The organism is Paenibacillus sp. FSL L8-0435, from assembly GCF_037965655.1.
Taxonomy (GTDB): Bacteria; Bacillota; Bacilli; order Paenibacillales; family Paenibacillaceae; genus Paenibacillus.
This window is the reverse complement of record NZ_CP150185.1, coordinates 6,347,400-6,364,078: the sequence shown is the minus strand read 5'-3', so window position 1 is coordinate 6,364,078 and position 16,679 is coordinate 6,347,400. Positions and strand designations below refer to the sequence as shown.

Genomic DNA, 16,679 nt, shown 5'->3' with positions numbered 1-16,679 from the left:
GTTGAACATTTTGAGATGGAGCGGCGCATGGATCAGTGGGGTGAGCGCGAATGGCAAAGCTATCTTTCGAGGAAGCTGGATGTGTATGAATTGGCCTCGGGGGAAGCAGAGGCCAGAAAAGGTATAGCGGGCAAAGCGGGAAGTGCCGCTGTGCGTGGCAATCGGGTAGACGGGATGCCCGAGCCGTATCCCGCCGGGCAGTGGGCTCAGCTGGAGCGGGACGCGGCCCTGCTGGCTGAGCGGATCAGCGGCCGCCAATTACTGGCGGCCGAGGCAGAGGCGTTGCTGGCGGATACCGCCCAGCCGCCAAAGGAGTGGCGCGCGGCTGCGCAGCTCGCGCGCTTGCACGGGCGGCTGAGTATCACAGCCGCCCTCGAAGGGCCTGCCACGCGCCGCCGGCACGCGTGGCTTGGACGCGCGCGGAGCGCGCCCCGCTGCCACCGTTGTGGCAGCGAAGCCAGGCAGCGCGTGCCCTGCGCTGCCTGCGGCCTGGCGGCGTGCGCCTACTGCGAGGCTTGCCTCGCGCTGGGGCGCAGCCGTGCCTGTGCGCTGCTGCTACGCAGTGCAGCGCAAGGGGCCGTGCCACGACGCGGCGAAGCACCGCGTGGCATGGCCTTGGCCCCCACCGGCGGCGGGATCGCCCGGTGGGGGCTTAGCGCAGCGCAGAGCGCGGCAGCTGCCGCGGCGCTTGCGTTTTTGGCCCGGCCACCCGCAGGGGATGGGCCGGGGCGGTTCTTGCTGTGGGCCGTGACCGGGGCCGGCAAGACCGAAATGATTTTTCCATTGCTCCAACATACATTGGATCGTGGGGGACGAGCTTTGGTCGCTACGCCGCGCAGAGACGTGGTGCTGGAACTGGCTCCGCGTCTGGCCAAAGCTTTTCCGGACACCTCACTCGCTACCCTTTACGGAGGCAGTGACGAACGCTGGAAAGACGCTCAGCTCACGCTTGCGACCACACATCAATTGATGCGTTTTTATCAAGGGTTCGATCTCGTCATTATCGACGAACTGGATGCTTTTCCCTATCACAACGATCCCATGCTCGCTCACGCGGCGGCATCCTCCTGTAAAACGGACGGGAATTTTGTCTATCTATCTGCCACACCGCCTGCTCGGCTGCAGAGGGAAGCAGCACGGGGGAAACTCAATCATGCCAAAGTTCCAGTACGTTTCCACCGTCATCCTTTGCCCGTGCCAAGATTGATCAAAATGGTTACCGTTGCTGAGTGTATTAAGAAACGAAATTTTCCTTCTGCCTTGAGGACTAACATCCAAATTTCATTGAAGCGTGACGCTCAGGTATTTGTCTTTGTAACACGCATTGCCCAGATTGAGGCGTTTGTGAATCTGATGCGTCGTACTTTTCCCGGAATCCATATCGAAGGAACCTCATCTCAGGACCCCGATCGCGCTAGTAAAGTTATAGCCTTTCGTGAGCGCACAATTCGTTTGCTCGTAACGACAACAATTCTGGAGCGTGGCGTGACCATTCCACGCAGCGATGTTTTTATATTGGATGCAGACAATGGTCTCTTTGATGAAGCATCACTGGTTCAGATGGCAGGCAGAGCTGGGCGTTCCATGGATGACCCGGCAGGTAGAGTAGTTTTTGCATCATCTCGTCGGACACGTTCACAGGTGAAGGCCGTTGCCCAGATTCGAAAAATGAACACCATCGCTCGTCGCAAAGGTTACCTGCATCCACCATCCCAAACCTAATTGCCATCTGCCATGTTCGTATCCACATGTCACAATACATTCCCGAGACTGGAGGTATGCCCCCTATGTTCAATTGGCTCAGTAACATATCCGATCAGGCGCAACACCTGACCCAACGTCTCCACCACCTGCTCGCCCCGCCGGGAGCGACTTGTCTGACATGTGGGACTCGAGCGATTCTGTCTTCTATCTATCCAGGCATATGCCTACGTTGTGTGAAGCAGATTCCATGGATTCGTTCTATCCGCTGTCTGCGTTGTGGTCGGGATGTCGGATGCCCGGACTGTGCTCGTCCACACATGCAAAACCGTTCTTTTATCTCCAATCGCAGCGCCGTACAATACAACACTCTTATGAAAGAATGGATAGGCATGTACAAATTCAGAGGCCATGAACGCTACGCACCGCTCTTAACCGCTTTGTTGATTCATGCCTTTCAAGCGATGAGTGAGGAGCAGAATTCTGCTTTGGCAAAAGAACCCCCAGCCCCCGTGGCTCATCCCGCCACACATGCTCAACAAACGAAGCCACAATGGCGGCCTGACGTGGTCACCTATGTCCCGGTGAGCGGCGAGCGCCTGGCCGAGCGTGGCTTCAATCAGGCGGAGCGGCTGGCTGCTGGGCTCGCCACCGCCTGCCGCCTACCCATCGTGGATCTGTTGCAGCGCCAGATCAACACCACCAAACAAAGCTTCAAATCACGCGGTGAGCGTATTGAAACGATGAAGAACGCTTTTTCCATCAACCCGGATGGTATGCATCTAATTGAAGAGCTATACAGGGGATCTCATCTGCCAACACAAAAGGGCATGTCACATGCCAAACCCATACAGATACTGCTGATTGATGATATATACACAACAGGGAGCACGTTGGACGCTTGTGGGCGGGGTATTCTAAATGCTGGCTTCAGAATGGAGATTCCCGTCGAGATTTACACACTGACACTGGCAAGATCCTAGAAGCTGAATCTAAATAATAAATGACGGTCCAGTATTCTTAGCCACTCTAGGTGGGGAATCTAAACATTCATATTAATAGCAGACAGGAGAGTATGTCCTTTATTAATCATTGGTACGTTAATGCGTGTCTCCATTCCATTTTTACCGATTGAAATATAGTTGTTTGATGAAATTATAATGAAAGCGTAATAAGAAATTTTTTACATGTAAAAAAGAGGAATTGGTTTTCTCGCGCAGAATAGATAGTTTTGCCGTTCACCACAGGTGACAGCATAGGGAGTGGCACAACATATCTGTTGAAGGGGAGAACAAAAGTGGTCGCAGGAAAAAGAAAAAATGGATTTTACTTATGGACTGTCCGTCTACTAGTATTCATGCTGGTATTCGGACAGTTTGGCGTGTACGGGGGGAACCGGGCACATGCAGCAGTAGGAAGCGGGATAGTCTCATCAAGTAATGATTACCAATATGTGTTGACCAACAACAACGGCCAATTACAGGTGAATCAAAAATCAGTTAATCTGAGTTGGGCGAGATCATACGAGATTTCAACATCAGGATATTCTTTTAGGAGAAGTCAATCGATCAATGGGGCAGTTGGAGACATAACCAAGATTTCATTTGGCTCCTACACATCTACGTATACCGGCAAAGTTACCAATGCCTTTATCGTCGACTTTGCTGAGGTATGGGAGTATTACACGACTATGGAATACAGACAATCCGGAACCAATGTTGGAGTATGGAAAAATTCCACCGTTGATGAGTTTGGAATGACTACGCCAAGATATGTGCAAAGCTACGAGGCAACACAGCTAAGTCTCGTAATTAACGCAGATACAGGAGCGGTAGTCGATTTTGTATCTAACCTGAATCCGTATTACATACGGAAAGCGGAATCATTCAGTTTTGTAAAAGAGCCGGGGCCAACACAGCCTATTACTACGGTTCCAGCTGTTCCAACTAATTTAATGACTGATGCCAATGATGTAGCTATTAATCTCAATTGGTCTTCTGCTCCACAAGCTGTCCAATATGAGATTGAAGAGAATGGCGTAGTCAAAGGGCCTTTTTACGGAATTAATTATACAAGTTCATCACTTATACCCAATACTACATATACCTATAGAGTACGTGGAGTTAACCAACTAGGGGCTAGTGAGTGGAGTGAGCCGGTTGCAATCACAACCTTGCTTGAGAAACCCGTTCTGACCGTAACCTCAGAAGAAAGCAAGAATACGGTACAGTGGAAGGCGGTTGAATTTGCAGATCGGTACCAGCTACAGATTGATGGGGGGACGCCAATTGAACTCGGGAACTTCACCTCATATGTGCATGAAGGCCTAGAAGCGAATTCAACGCATACTTATGTGCTAAAAGCTTTCTCATCTAATAATGAGAGCACGTGGAGTAAATTGGTGAGTCAGTTAACAGTACCTGACCGTGCCGACGGGTTGAAGGTTACTGATGCTACATTTAATAAACTAACCGTAACTTGGACTGCAGTAAAGGGTGCTACCGGATATGATTTGGAGATTGATGGCACTAATGTTGCTGTAACCGGCACCACATATAGTAAAACTGGACTTACAGCCAATACAGAGTATACCTTTAGAATCAGACCTAAAAATGCTGGTGGTGCAGGAAGCTGGAGTGATGTAACTACAGGAATCACCCAGATGAGTACACCCGTTATTCAGTCCAACCCTTCACAAGAAGAAGTTGTTCTCATCTGGTCACCAGTTGATGGTGCAACGTCATATGAAGTTGAGACGGATGGCGTTGTCGTTGGAGATATATCAGATTCAATCTATATGCACACAGGGCTCAAACCTGGAACGGCCCATAAGTATCGTGTACGAGCTATAAGTGACAATAACATTAGCGCATGGTCGGCAGTGAAATCACAGAATACGTTGCCTGATTCCGTTAATGGATTGGTGGTCAGTGCAGCGACCAATGCAGCTGTAACTGTGAAATGGACAGCAGTAACCGGAGCCACAGGTTATGATCTCGAGATCGATGGAACAGTTGTCCCTGTAACAGGAGTAACCTACACGAAGAATGGTCTCGCAGCAAATACAGATCATACCTTCCGTATTCGCTCAAAGAATGCCGCTGGTGCAGGGGCATGGAGTGATCTGATCAGCGGAATAACGCAGTTGAACACACCTGTCTTGAAAGCAACATCAGAAGAAACTGCAATCAATCTGACATGGGCTGATGTAGCAGACGCAACCAAGTATGAGATTGAGGCAGACGGAGCAGTGGTTGCAACAGTAGAAGAGCCTAGCTACAGTCACACATCATTGTTACCAGGAACGGCGCACAAGTATCGTATTCGAGCGTTGACGGAGACCAATACGAGTGCATGGACAGCAATCCTGACACAAAGCACCATCCCTGCTTCAGTTACCGGATTAACAGTTAGCACGGCTACGAATGCAACCATTGCCTTGAAGTGGACAGCAGTTATAGGAGCGACAGGATATGATCTGGAGATCGACGGTAGCGTTGTCCCGGTAACGGGAGTAGCCTATACGAAGAGCGCTCTAGCAGCCAACACAGATCATACTTTCCGTGTTCGCTCGAAAAATGCCGCTGGTGTAGGGGCATGGAGCGATTTAATTAGTGGAACCACACTTCTAAATACACCGGTATTAAAAGCATCATCAGAAGAAACCGCAGTCAACCTCACGTGGGCTGATGTAACAGACGCAACCAAGTATGAGATTGAGGCAGACGGAGCAGTAGTGGCAAAAGTAGAAGAACCTAACTACAGCCATGTAGCATTGCTACCAGGAACGGCGCACAAGTATCGTATTCGAGCGTTGACGGAGACCAATACGAGTGCATGGACAGCAATCCTGACGCAAAGCACCATCCCTGCTTCCGTGACAGGCTTAACTGTTAGCTCGGCTACGAATGTAGCCATTGCCTTGAAATGGACAGCTGTGACGGGAGCAACGGGATATGATCTGGAGATTGATGGAACGGTTGTCCCAGTAACGGGAGTAGCCTATACGAAGAGCGCTCTGGCAGCCAACACAGACCATACCTTCCGTGTTCGCTCGAAAAATGCAGCTGGTGTAGGAGCGTGGAGTGAACTCATCAATGGAACGACGCTCCTAAACACACCTTTACTAAAAGCATCATCGGAAGAAACTGCAATCAACCTCACGTGGGCTGAGGTAGCAGACGCAACGAAGTATGAGATTGAAGTCGATGGAGCAGTAGTAGCAACAGTAGGGGAACCTAGCTTTACTCATACAACACTGCTTTCAGGAACAGCCCATAAATATCGTATTCGTGCGTTAACGGATACCAATACAAGTGCGTGGACAGCAATCCTGACACAGAGCACTATACCTGCTTCAGTGACAGGATTAACTGTTAGTTCAACTACGAACGTAGCCATTGCCTTAAAATGGACGGCAGTAACGGGAGCAACAGGATACGATCTTGAGATCGATGGTACAGTTGTACCGGTAACGGGAGTAGCTTATACGAAGAGTGGGCTTGTGACAAATACGGATCACACGTTCCGTATTCGTTCTAAAAATACAGCAGGTGCAAGTATATGGAGTGAGATTGTAGATGGCACAACTTTACTTAACACACCTGTGCTAAAGGCTTCTTCTGAGGAACAAGCGGTCACCTTGACATGGCCTGAAGTTAAAGATGCAACCAAATATGAGATTGAAGCGGACGGAGTCTTAGTGGGTACTGTTAAGGTGCCTACTTATACTCACAATAATCTGATAGCTGGAACAGCACATAAATACCGCGTACGCGCTCTGACCGAAACCAATGTTGGAGCTTGGACTGCGGTCTTGACACAAAATACGTTGCCTGGTTCTGTGACCGGGCTAACGGTAACAAGTGTAACGAACACAGCTGTTGCTCTGAAGTGGAACGCAGTCTCAGGAGCGACGGGATATGACCTTGAAATTGATGGTACGGTGGTACCTGTTAGTGGAGTGGTTTACACCAAAACGGGACTTATCGCGAATACGGATCATACATTCCGTATTCGTTCCAAAAATACTGCTGGGGCTGGAGCTTGGGGAGATGTAACAGATGTTACAACCCAGTTAAACACACCTGCTCTGAAAGCAACATCAGAGGAAACAGCTATTACTTTGAATTGGCTTGATATTAAAGATGCAACTAAATATGAAATTGAGGCAGATGGAACAATTGTTTCTACAGTAACCGATCCCTCATATGTTCATAGTAATTTGCTTGCAGGAATATCGCACACCTATCGTGTGCGTGCATTAACGGATAAGAACAGTAGCGCTTGGTCTACGGTCTTGACTCAAAACACTTTCCCGGGCATTGTGACCGGATTGAGTATGAATTCTGCAACAACAGTAGCCATTGCTATGAAGTGGAATGGAGTTACGGGAGCAACAGGATATGATCTGGAAATTGACGGTAAAATAGTCGCTGTAACCGCTTTGGCTTATACCAAAGCAGCACTTCTGGCCAATACAGATCATACATTCCGTATTCGTGCCAAAAATACTGCCGGCGTCGGTAGCTGGAGTGAAATTGTAACCGCCTCGACCCAATTAAATGTACCAACAACGCTGAAAGCTGTACCTGAAGAAACCGCAGTTACGCTGACATGGAATGAAGTTGTTGGTGCAACAAAATATGAGATTGAGGCAGATGGCATAGTGATTGCTACAGTAAGTGATCTCTTGTATGTCCATAATGGGGTACTTGGTGGAACGATTCATAAATATCGTATTCGTGCCCTGACCGACACTAATGTTAGTGCATGGACAGCAATATTGTCCCAAACTACGTTACCTGCCAGTGTCTCAGGTTTAAGTATTAACTCAGCAACAACAGCGGCTATCGCGCTGAGATGGGGTGCTGTTACCGGAGCTACCGGGTATGATCTGGAGATTGATGGTACGGTGGTTGCCGTGAGTGGAGTTGCTTATACGAAGAGTGGACTTGCACCAAATACGGAGCATACTTTCCGGATTCGTGCTAAAAATGTTTCTGGTGCAGGAGCTTGGAGTGAAATTATAGCGGGAATGACTCAATTAACTACACCTGTGCTGAAGGGAACTTCGGACAGAACAAACGTTATTCTGACATGGGACGCGGCTATAGGTGCTTCGTCTTACGAAATTGAAGCCGATGGGCAAATTGTGGCGACTGTCAGTGATGCAACATTTATTCATTCTGATCTGTTACCGTCCAGTTCGCATAAATATCGTATTCGGGCATTCAACGATCAGAACACAAGTGCATGGTCATCTGTACTAAGTATTAGAACATTGAATTAGTGATATATAATGGGGAGCAGGATTGCGTATATGTGCATCCTGTTCCCCTCTTTTGTTTTGCAAATAGACTATGGCTTCATCAGAGAAAATAAGGTAATGTATAGTTATTATCTATTCGGAAATGGAAGTTTGAGAGGGGCGTTTTAGCGATGAATCTAGGTAACTGTCCTCGCTGTGGTAAATTATATGCGTTGAATTTTCGAGATGTATGTTCAAACTGTATTAAGGAAATAGAGAAGGAATATCAGATCTGTGTAGATTATTTGCGCGAAAACAAGGGTACCAACATACAGGAACTATCTGATGCAACAGAAGTTTCAATTAAAAACATTACCAAGTTCATCCGTGAGGGACGAATTTCCATCGAGAATGCCCCGAATATGATGTATCCTTGTGAAGTATGCGGAACATTGATTCGTGAAGGTCATATGTGCGACTCCTGTCGTAATCGTTTAACGAAAGACTTGGCAGGAGCAGCTCGTGAAGTAGGTCAGAAGGATAACAACAATTTAGGCGGACGAACCTACAATGCTGTCGACAAACTACGCGATTAATAGGAGCGAGGGCTCAAATACATGTTTTGCTATAACAAATGTTTTGAAACGTACCGATAAACTTATTAAAGATTATCGGTTTTTTTTATTATCCTAATCATTTTGACAACATAAAGATTGAAGTAAGAAAAACGTATATCAACATAAATTCCTAATCATGGAAGGAAGTGCATTTTAAATGAAAATCAATGAACCGAGTAGAATTGGCGCCATCAATTCATATCAAAGGAACGTTGAATCCAATCAGCAGGCTGATGCCAAGAAGAGCCGCCGTAAGGACGAGGTATCCATTTCTCCGGAGGCGATGAAGATGCTTGAGGAACAAAGTCGTACACAGGATGCAGGACGCATACAACGGATACAGGAACTCAAAGAACAGGTGAGTTCGGGAACATATCAGGTAGATAGTAGCAAGCTTGCTGACAAGCTGCTGCCGTATTTTAAGTCTTTTGATAAGGAATAGGTGATCACGTAATGGCAGCACTGGACAGATTGATTGTAGTTTTGCAGCAAATGGAACAAAGTCACCGCGATATGCTGGCACTCAGTGAGGTCAAGAGACAGGTTATTGTCAAAAATGATGTAGATGAACTCATTGCCCTCCTCAACAAAGAATCTCGTTTCATGAAACAACAGGAGCCATTGGAGATCGAACGGCAGAGTGCAGTACACGAACTGCTACAGGAGCGTGGAATCAAATCTATGCTGAACCTGAACATTACTGAGATCTCAAAGCTGATTTTTGATCCGGCTGACAAACTGCGATTGCTTGAAGTCCAGAAAAAGCTGGCGGGAACACTGCATGAATTAAAAGAAATTAATCAACTGAATCAAAAGTTGATCGAGCAATCGCTGATGTTTATTGACTTATCTATGGACATCTTTGCTTCTCGACCAGAACAGGATGCCACATATCAGCATCCTGCTGATAAGAACGGTAATCCAGGGCGAATCGGTCTGTTTGACACGCGTGCCTGATTAATTAGGGGGAAACCAGGTGACATCTACATTTCATTCAATCGAAACGGCTAAACGCAGTTTGTTCACACAGACGACAGCTCTTAGCACAACAGGCCATAACATAGCCAATGCCAACACGGAAGGCTACTCACGCCAAAAGGTAAACATGCAGGCATCTATTCCAATGGAGCCGTTCGCATTTCTGCATAGTACAACACCAGGACAGCTCGGTACAGGGGTAGAATTTGACTCCATTACACGTGTGCGTGAGAAATTTCTGGATGACCAGTATCGCAATGAAAATACCAACTTCGGGAGTTGGTCCATTCAACGAGATACTCTTGAGAAACTTGAAGCTATTGTAAATGAACCATCAAACACTGGTTTTCGAACCGTTATGGATAATTTCTACAAATCATGGTCAGATCTGAGTAAAAATCCTGAGGATGTCACAGCACGGCGGATCGTAAAAGAAACGACGTTGGCTCTGACCGATGCGATGAATCAGATTAGCCGTCAACTGGATGCACTTAGCGAGGATCTTGATAGTAACATTGCTGTGAAAAGCAATGAAATTCAGGGCTACCTCGGTAACATAGCGAACCTTAATAGTGCCATTGTAAAAGTCGAGTCTCTTGGCGACAATGCCAACGATTTGCGTGACCAACGTGACCTGATGACGGACAAGTTGTCCAGAATCATGAATGTTACCGTTACGGATACTCCGCAAGGATACCAAGTTCAGATGAATGGACAGGCACTCGTCACAGGCGGGGCGGTACAAGTTGCGGTAGACCCTGCTTTTCTGAATGCTGCGTATACAGCTGGCACGCTCACCAACGGTGAGGTCCACGGCATGATTAAGTCTAGAGACACTTTGGTGACTGATTATCAGAAGCAAATGGATGACTTAGCTAATACACTTGCCAATGGGGATATTGAAATCACTCTTCCTGGGGGCTCTGTCTTGCCGGATAATACTGTCTTGGATGGTGTTACATACACAGGTGCAGCGCGGACACTAGCAACAGACCTGAAAGTTACAGTCAAAGGCCTAAATGGTTTGCATCAGCTTGGATACAGTATGGATGGAACCAATACAGGTGGATTACCATTCTTTACAGCAGCGGGTGGGGCGGGAGCCATTACAGCTGGTAATATTTCATTGAATGCTGAAATTTTGGCTGATCCGAATAAGATTGCAACTTCGCTCCGAACCACTACGGATTCTTCAGGAGCAGAATCGGTGATTAAAGGTAACAATACACTGGCTAATCTACTAGCTAACTTGAAGGATACTCCGATGAAATCCATTGATGGTTTGCGGAATGCAACGATTGGTGCTCAGTTTAGTGCGATCGTTGGACAGTTGGGTGTTCAATCTCAGGAGGCGGCACGTCAAACCTCAAACTCAGAGTTCTTGGTAGAGCAAGTAGACACCAGACGTCAGTCTGTTAGTGGTGTATCGTTGGATGAAGAGATGGCCAACATGATCAAATTCCAGCATGCTTACAGTGCTTCTGCACGTTTTATGACCACATATGATCAATTGCTCGATAAATTAATTAACTCTACCGGCGTAGTAGGCAGATAATAGAAAGGAGTGACATAACAGACGATGAGAATTACAAATAATATGTTGAGCTCGCAATTGATTCTTAACCTGAACCGGAATGCTCAACAGATGAATACTACACAAACACAACTGGCAACGGGACGGAAGATTAACAAACCTTCTGACGATCCGGTAGGGATTACGTACTCCCTTCGCTATCGTGCAGAACTGTCTTCCAATGAACAGTATCAAAAAAATGTGGATAGCGCGGTATCATGGTTGGATTTTAATGATACCGTTATGGATCAAGCAGGTAGTGTAGTTCAACGATTGAGAGAACTGACGGTGCAGGCAGCTACGGGGACTAACCCGCAATCTGCACTAGATAGCATCAACGAAGAGGTCAAACAATTAAAAGCGCAACTTGTTGATATTTCAAACAGTACGTTGAACGGGAAGTATGTATTCAATGGTGAAACCTACGATGTGAAACCTTATGACTTTCCTACCAGTGCTGACGGTTCGTTTGATACAACAAATGCTGCTTCCGTCGTTACTGATTCCGGTAAAATTAATTTTATCGTGGGTGAGAGTATCCAATTACCAATTAACGTAACCGGTAATGAAGTATTTGGTGATTCTACGGAAGCTGATAATCTATTTGTAATTTTTAATACGATTAGTCAGGCTCTGGCCAGTGGGGATCAAAAGGAAGTGTCTAATCAGCTTGCGAACATTGATACTCGAACAAACAAAATGCTAGCGATCCGTGCAGAGATTGGGGCGAAAACCAATCGCGTCGAACTCATGCAAGGTAGATTAAGTGATCTTGAAGTGAACTTAACGGATTTACAAGCAAAGGTTGAAGATGCAGATTACGCTGAATTATCCATTAAGTCTAAGATTCAAGAAAATATATACAATGCTTCACTTTCCGCTGGTGCTAAAATTATATCCCAGTCATTGGTTGATTTTCTGAGATAAAAGGGGAGATTATCTGGTGAGTACTCTTCCAATTGTGCAGATTCAGACGACACCAACGGTACTGTATATCGATGCAGACATTGGTCAGCAGTCGATTCGCCAGCCGAAGGCAGAGGTCCAGCTCCATACCAAGCCTGGTAAATTAACGGTGCAAAGCCATGCAATAGAGTTGAACGTGGATCAATCCAAGGCTTTTTCTGCCTATCATGGTGGGAATATGATCGATATGAATGCCCGAATATATTCGGGTATTCAGCAATTATTCATGCAGAATATGGCTGAGCGTGTGCAACAGGGGAATGATATGGCAGCCATCCACAAACCAGGCAATACCATTGCAAATATTGTAGGAACGAATTGGCAAGCCAAGCCGTTTCCGGAGACACGCACGGCAGCTTCCTCTGATAATGTGGATGTACGAGTGTTTACGCAAGCACCAGACATTCGCTTCGAAGCAGCGGAATCCGAGATGAATGTAATTGTGAACAAGCCAGAGATTGAATATCAACGTGGTAAGTTGGATATTTACGTTAAACAGTATGCTTCTATACAGTTCACTCCACCTGCTATAGATATAGGACTATAAAGGCTATAATAGGCTGTAGACGGTTATGTTCGGCATCCGCTATAGCTTTTTTTGTACAAAACTGTTGCCAAGGGGGCGTTTGTTATTTTAATTAGAACCAGTATGTTAGGTGAAATTGATGTACCTCTAGAGGATGTATATCATTTTGAAAAGGGATTGCCTGGATTTGAGCGGGAAACTGACTTTGCATTAATTCCATGGGAAGGAACTCCTTTTAGCTATCTTCAATCTATAAATGAATCAGAAATTTCGTTTGTAATCGTTAGTCCGTTTGAGTTCAAGAAAGACTATAGTTTTGAGTTGAGTAATGAGGACAAAGATGAGCTGAAGCTTGAAGAAAAGGTAGCTGTATATGCGATTGTGACTATTCAGTCGGAAACAGTAAAATCAACTATGAATTTGTTGGCACCGCTTGTAATGAATCCTGTTACTCTAAAAGGCAAACAAGTCGTGCTTCACCAATCCGGATATGAAACCAGACATCGGATCTGGTCAAATAACCTGCAATCGGTGAAAGGTGGAGATTAACTATGCTAGTACTGTCACGAAAAAAAGGAGAATCCATTATTATTCAGGATAATATTGAGGTGACTGTGCTTGCTGTGGATGGCGACACCGTGAGGATAGGAATCTCGGCACCTAACCATGTGGATATCTTTCGCCAAGAACTGTACGCTTCTATTCAGGAAGCCAATCGTGAATCTACAGCACCGCCTGTGTCCGACGTAGAAGCCTTTATGCAGTTTGTGCGTGATACTAAAGAAAAAGATAATTAGTGAATATTCTATTCCACTATAATAGTTTTTGAATATCTGACGATATATAATATAGACGTTGTTTCAGAAGGGCGGCCGACCTTAGTGTTGCGACGTTTACCACAAGGATGTGGAACTAACTTATTTCAGGGAGGAAACACTCAATGATTATCAATCACAATATTGCTGCGATGAACACTCATCGCCAACTGAACACTAACACAACAAACACGAACAAAGCGATCGAAAAATTGTCTTCCGGTCTGCGTATCAACCGCGCTGGTGACGATGCTGCAGGATTGGCAATTTCCGAAAAAATGCGTGGACAAATCCGCGGTTTGGATATGGCTTCCAAAAATGCACAAGACGGTATCTCTTTGATTCAAACAGCTGAAGGTGCATTGAACGAAACACACAGCATTCTGCAACGTGTGCGTGAATTGGCTGTTCAATCGGCGAATGATACAAACACAGATGCAGACCGTGCTGAGCTTCAAAAAGAAGTTACGCAATTGACTGCTGAAATTGATCGAATCTCGACAACAACTGAGTTCAATACGAAGAAATTGTTGGATGGTGCTGGCGCAACTGCTGTAGTATTCCATATTGGAGCTAATACAGGCCAAAGTATTACGCTGAACATTGGTAACATGGGATCCGGTTCCCTGGGTGTTGGATCAGTTGCCATTGGTACTCAAACAGGTGCGAACGCTGCAATCGCTACTTTGGATACAGCAATCGCGTCGGTATCTGCTGAACGTTCCAAATTGGGTGCAAACCAAAACCGTTTGGAGCACACCATCAACAATTTGGGAACAACTTCCGAGAACCTGTCTGCTGCGGAATCCCGTGTTCGTGACGTAGACATGGCAAAAGAAATGATGAACCAAACGAAAAACAACATCCTTGCACAAGCTTCACAAGCGATGTTGGCGCAAGCAAATCAACAGCCACAAGCTGTACTGCAATTGCTTCGTTAATCTTTAAAATAAAAGAACCTTCGGGATCCCGAAGGTTCTTTTATTTTTTTGTTCTAACTATCTTCCTCTCAGAAGCAACAGCACTAGCCGTCACAAAATACTTTCCAGAAAAATAAAATAAAAAATCATTTCACTATAAACAGTATTGATGTTTCTGTCGATATATAAAGTAAGATGTTGCCCGATAAGGTAAGTCAGCCTTAGAGACGTAATGTTTACCACAAGGATGTGGAACTAACTTATTTCAGGGAGGAAACACTCAATGATTATCAACCACAATATTGCTGCGATGAACACTCATCGCCAACTGAACACGAACACAACAAACACGAACAAAGCGATCGAAAAATTGTCTTCCGGCTTGCGGATCAACCGCGCTGGTGATGATGCTGCAGGATTGGCAATCTCCGAAAAAATGCGTGGACAAATCCGCGGTTTGGATATGGCTTCCAAAAATGCACAAGATGGTATCTCTTTGATTCAAACAGCTGAAGGTGCATTGAACGAAACACATAGCATTCTGCAACGTGTGCGTGAATTGGCTGTTCAATCGGCGAATGATACAAACACAGATGCAGACCGTGTTGAACTTCAAAAAGAAGTAACAGAACTGACTGCTGAGATTAACCGTATTTCGACTACAACAGAATTTAACACTAAAAAATTGTTGGATGGTGCTGGCGCAACTGCTGTAGTATTCCATATCGGAGCTAACACAGGCCAAAGTATTACGCTGAACATTGGTAACATGGGAGCTACTTCCCTTGGTATTTCAACAGTTGCTATTGGTAATCAATCGGGTGCGAATGCTGCGATCGCTACTCTGGATACAGCAATCGCGTCTGTATCTGCGGAACGTTCTAAATTGGGTGCAAACCAAAACCGTCTGGAACACACAATCAACAACTTGGGTACAACTTCCGAGAACCTGTCTGCTGCAGAATCCCGTGTTCGTGACGTAGATATGGCGAAAGAAATGATGAACCAAACGAAAAACAACATCCTTGCACAAGCTTCACAAGCGATGTTGGCGCAAGCAAATCAACAGCCACAAGCTGTACTGCAATTGCTTCGTTAATCTTTAAAATAAAAGAACCTTCGGGATCCCGAAGGTTCTTTTATTTTTTTTGTTCTAACTATCTTCCTCTCAGAAGCAACAGCACTAGCCGTCACAAAATACTTTCCAAAAAAATAAAATAAAAAATCATTTCACTATAAACAGTATTGATGTTTCTGTCGATATATAAAGTAAGATGTTGCCCGATAAGGTAAGTCAGCCTTAGAGACGTAATGTTTACCACAAGGATGTGGAACTAACTTATTTCAGGGAGGAAACACTCAATGATTATCAACCACAATATTGCTGCGATGAACACTCATCGCCAACTGAACACGAACACAACAAACACGAACAAAGCGATCGAAAAATTGTCTTCCGGCTTGCGGATCAACCGCGCTGGTGATGATGCTGCAGGATTGGCAATCTCCGAAAAAATGCGTGGACAAATCCGCGGTTTGGATATGGCTTCCAAAAATGCACAAGATGGTATCTCTTTGATTCAAACAGCAGAAGGTGCATTGAACGAAACACACAGCATTCTGCAACGTGTACGTGAATTGGCTGTTCAATCGGCGAATGATACAAATACTAATGCTGACCGTGTTGAACTTCAAAAAGAAGTAACAGAATTGACTGCAGAGATCGATCGTATCTCGACAACAACAGAATTCAATACGAAGAAATTGTTGAACGGTACTGGAGCAAGTTCTGTAGTCTTCCATATCGGAGCTAACACAGGTCAAAATATTACGCTGAATATTGGTAACATGGGAGCTGGCTCCCTAGGCGTTGCTGCAGCATCAGTAAACATTTCTACTCAAACAGGTGCGAACGCTGCAATTGCTACTTTGGATACAGCTATCGCATCCGTATCTGCGGAACGTTCCAAACTGGGTGCAAACCAAAATCGTCTGGAACACACAATCAACAACTTGGGAACGACTTCGGAAAACCTGTCTGCTGCGGAATCCCGTGTTCGTGATGTAGATATGGCAAAAGAGATGATGAATCAAACGAAAAACAACATCCTTGCACAAGCTTCTCAAGCGATGTTGGCGCAAGCAAATCAACAACCGCAAGCTGTACTGCAATTGCTTCGTTAATCTTGGTACGAAGAGCCATCGAGTATTACTTCTCGATGGTTTTTTTGTGCACGTATTTAAATAGGGATTATTTACTTATTCCAATACTTCGAGAATTCTAAATATTGTTGATACTTTTACCGATATACATAGGTATAGATTTGATTCGT

At 45.5% G+C, this 16,679-nt stretch carries 14 protein-coding genes; all 14 read left to right on the top strand.

What is annotated here, in order from left to right:
- The first annotated feature begins 468 nt into the window (after positions 1 to 468).
- The 14 genes from NST33_RS28235 to hag (NST33_RS28170) all read left to right on the top strand — a co-directional run bounded on the left by NST33_RS28235 (position 469) and on the right by hag (NST33_RS28170) (position 16,530).
- Positions 469 to 1,722 carry a helicase-related protein gene (locus NST33_RS28235; protein ID WP_313771465.1) on the top strand — a complete coding sequence of 418 codons (1,254 nt, stop codon included), beginning with the start codon at positions 469 to 471 and terminating at the stop codon, positions 1,720 to 1,722.
- Positions 1,723 to 1,787: 65 nt separating this feature from the next.
- The gene (locus tag NST33_RS28230; RefSeq protein ID WP_221821805.1) at positions 1,788 to 2,684 is read left to right on the top strand and encodes a ComF family protein; all 897 of its coding nucleotides are present in this window, start codon (positions 1,788 to 1,790) and stop codon (positions 2,682 to 2,684) included.
- Between the two features lie 374 nt (positions 2,685 to 3,058).
- On the top strand, positions 3,059 to 7,993 hold the full coding sequence (locus NST33_RS28225; RefSeq protein WP_339305880.1) for a hypothetical protein: 4,935 nt from the start codon (positions 3,059 to 3,061) through the stop codon (positions 7,991 to 7,993).
- 149 nt (positions 7,994 to 8,142) lie between these two features.
- A complete protein-coding gene (locus tag NST33_RS28220) occupies positions 8,143 to 8,547 on the top strand; it encodes a TIGR03826 family flagellar region protein (RefSeq protein ID WP_047840679.1) in 405 nt (134 codons plus the stop codon).
- Positions 8,548 to 8,725: 178 nt separating this feature from the next.
- Complete coding sequence (gene flgM, locus NST33_RS28215) at positions 8,726 to 9,010, top strand: flagellar biosynthesis anti-sigma factor FlgM (RefSeq protein WP_047840678.1); 285 nt, start codon at positions 8,726 to 8,728, stop codon at positions 9,008 to 9,010.
- Positions 9,011 to 9,021: 11 nt separating this feature from the next.
- The gene (locus tag NST33_RS28210; RefSeq protein WP_221821803.1) at positions 9,022 to 9,525 is read left to right on the top strand and encodes a flagellar protein FlgN; all 504 of its coding nucleotides are present in this window, start codon (positions 9,022 to 9,024) and stop codon (positions 9,523 to 9,525) included.
- Positions 9,526 to 9,544: 19 nt separating this feature from the next.
- Complete coding sequence (flgK, locus tag NST33_RS28205; RefSeq protein WP_221821802.1) at positions 9,545 to 11,101, top strand: flagellar hook-associated protein FlgK; 1,557 nt, start codon at positions 9,545 to 9,547, stop codon at positions 11,099 to 11,101.
- Between the two features lie 24 nt (positions 11,102 to 11,125).
- Entirely contained in the window at positions 11,126 to 12,046 is a 921-nt protein-coding gene (gene flgL, locus NST33_RS28200) for a flagellar hook-associated protein FlgL (protein ID WP_221821801.1), read from the top strand.
- Positions 12,047 to 12,062: 16 nt separating this feature from the next.
- Positions 12,063 to 12,632: a DUF6470 family protein gene (locus NST33_RS28195; RefSeq protein WP_221821800.1), complete on the top strand. Its 570-nt coding sequence runs from the start codon at positions 12,063 to 12,065 to the stop codon at positions 12,630 to 12,632.
- Between the two features lie 102 nt (positions 12,633 to 12,734).
- Positions 12,735 to 13,160, top strand: a complete 426-nt coding sequence (locus tag NST33_RS28190) for a flagellar assembly protein FliW (RefSeq protein ID WP_221821799.1) — start codon at positions 12,735 to 12,737, stop codon at positions 13,158 to 13,160.
- Between the two features lie 2 nt (positions 13,161 to 13,162).
- Entirely contained in the window at positions 13,163 to 13,408 is a 246-nt protein-coding gene (gene csrA / locus NST33_RS28185) for a carbon storage regulator CsrA (RefSeq protein ID WP_221821796.1), read from the top strand.
- Between the two features lie 143 nt (positions 13,409 to 13,551).
- Positions 13,552 to 14,367: a flagellin Hag gene (hag, locus tag NST33_RS28180; RefSeq protein WP_221821794.1), complete on the top strand. Its 816-nt coding sequence runs from the start codon at positions 13,552 to 13,554 to the stop codon at positions 14,365 to 14,367.
- Between the two features lie 262 nt (positions 14,368 to 14,629).
- On the top strand, positions 14,630 to 15,445 hold the full coding sequence (locus NST33_RS28175) for a flagellin (protein ID WP_339305875.1): 816 nt from the start codon (positions 14,630 to 14,632) through the stop codon (positions 15,443 to 15,445).
- Positions 15,446 to 15,708: 263 nt separating this feature from the next.
- Positions 15,709 to 16,530, top strand: coding sequence for a flagellin Hag (hag, locus tag NST33_RS28170; RefSeq protein WP_100528427.1), 822 nt, complete (start codon positions 15,709 to 15,711; stop codon positions 16,528 to 16,530).
- The last annotated feature ends 149 nt before the right edge of the window (positions 16,531 to 16,679 follow it).

What these genes read in the sequence shown, in the direction of transcription:
- NST33_RS28230 (WP_221821805.1), top strand. Translation starts at nt 1,788, where the DNA reads ATGTTCAATTGGCTCAGTAACATATCCGATCAGGCGCAACACCTGACC.
- NST33_RS28225 (WP_339305880.1), top strand. Translation starts at nt 3,059, where the DNA reads ATGCTGGTATTCGGACAGTTTGGCGTGTACGGGGGGAACCGGGCACAT.
- NST33_RS28220 (WP_047840679.1), top strand. Translation starts at nt 8,143, where the DNA reads ATGAATCTAGGTAACTGTCCTCGCTGTGGTAAATTATATGCGTTGAAT.
- flgM (WP_047840678.1), top strand. Translation starts at nt 8,726, where the DNA reads ATGAAAATCAATGAACCGAGTAGAATTGGCGCCATCAATTCATATCAA.
- NST33_RS28210 (WP_221821803.1), top strand. Translation starts at nt 9,022, where the DNA reads ATGGCAGCACTGGACAGATTGATTGTAGTTTTGCAGCAAATGGAACAA.
- flgL (WP_221821801.1), top strand. Translation starts at nt 11,126, where the DNA reads ATGAGAATTACAAATAATATGTTGAGCTCGCAATTGATTCTTAACCTG.
- NST33_RS28190 (WP_221821799.1), top strand. Translation starts at nt 12,735, where the DNA reads ATGTTAGGTGAAATTGATGTACCTCTAGAGGATGTATATCATTTTGAA.
- csrA (WP_221821796.1), top strand. Translation starts at nt 13,163, where the DNA reads ATGCTAGTACTGTCACGAAAAAAAGGAGAATCCATTATTATTCAGGAT.
- hag (WP_221821794.1), top strand. Translation starts at nt 13,552, where the DNA reads ATGATTATCAATCACAATATTGCTGCGATGAACACTCATCGCCAACTG.
- NST33_RS28175 (WP_339305875.1), top strand. Translation starts at nt 14,630, where the DNA reads ATGATTATCAACCACAATATTGCTGCGATGAACACTCATCGCCAACTG.
- hag (WP_100528427.1), top strand. Translation starts at nt 15,709, where the DNA reads ATGATTATCAACCACAATATTGCTGCGATGAACACTCATCGCCAACTG.